Here is a 1163-nt window from a genome sequence, read left to right on the forward strand (position 1 = left end):
TGCGGTGGTCAGCCGGCGACGGCGACGGTGGGCTCCCCCGGCCCGACCCCCGCCTCACCCATCTCCTCGGCGATGCGCATCGCCTCCTCGATCAACGTCTCCACGATCTTGGACTCGGGCACCGTCTTGATCACCTCACCCTTGACGAAGATCTGCCCCTTACCGTTACCCGAGGCCACACCCAGATCCGCCTCACGCGCCTCACCCGGACCATTGACCACACACCCCATCACCGCCACCCGCAACGGCACCTCCAACCCCTCCAGACCCGCACTCACCTCCTCCGCCAACGTGTACACGTCCACCTGCGCCCGCCCACAACTGGGACAGGACACGATCTCCAACCCCCGCTCGCGCAACCCCAACGACTCCAGGATCTGCGCACCCACCTTGACCTCCTCCACCGGAGGCGCCGACAACGACACCCGGATCGTGTCCCCGATACCCTCCGACAACAACGCCCCGAACGCCACCGCCGACTTGATCGTCCCCTGGAACGCCGGCCCCGCCTCGGTCACCCCCAGATGCAACGGATAATCACACGCCGACGCCAACCGCCGATAGGCGTTGACCATCACCACCGGATCGTTGTGCTTGACCGAGATCTTGATGTCACCGAACCCGTGCTCCTCGAACAACGAGCACTCCCACAACGCCGACTCCACCAACGCCTCCGGCGTGGCCTTGCCGTACTTGGCCAACAAGCGCTTGTCGAGAGAGCCCGCGTTGACCCCGATCCGGATCGGCGTACCCGCCTCACCCGCCACCCGGGCGATCTCGGCGACCTTGTCGTCGAACCTCTTGATGTTGCCCGGATTCACCCGCACCGCCGCACACCCCGCGTCGATGGCCTGGAACACGTACTTGGGCTGGAAATGGATATCGGCGATCACCGGGATCTGCGACTTCCTCGCGATCACCGCCAACGCGTCGGCGTCCTCGTTGGTGGGCACCGCCACCCGCACGATCTGACAACCCGACGCGGTCAACTCCGCGATCTGTTGCAGGGTCGCGTTGACGTCGGAGGTACGAGTGGTGGTCATGGACTGCACGGACACCGGCGCGTCCCCGCCCACGGGCACGTTCCCGACCATGATCTGCCGGGTCTTGCGCCGCGTCGCCAGCGGGCGCGGCGGAGTGGCGGGAATGCCGAGATCGACGGT

Annotated in this window: 1 protein-coding gene; it reads right to left on the reverse strand. The window is 66.5% G+C overall.

Annotated elements, in window-relative coordinates; genetic code table 11:
• Positions 1–8: 8 nt before the first annotated feature.
• Positions 9–1163: flavodoxin-dependent (E)-4-hydroxy-3-methylbut-2-enyl-diphosphate synthase (gene ispG, locus PWG71_RS28600; RefSeq protein ID WP_274813185.1), on the reverse strand; the 1155-nt coding region annotated here is incomplete at its 5' end.

Source organism: Nocardiopsis sp. N85, from assembly GCF_028882275.1.
Lineage (GTDB): Bacteria > Actinomycetota > Actinomycetes > Streptosporangiales > Streptosporangiaceae > Nocardiopsis > Nocardiopsis lambiniae.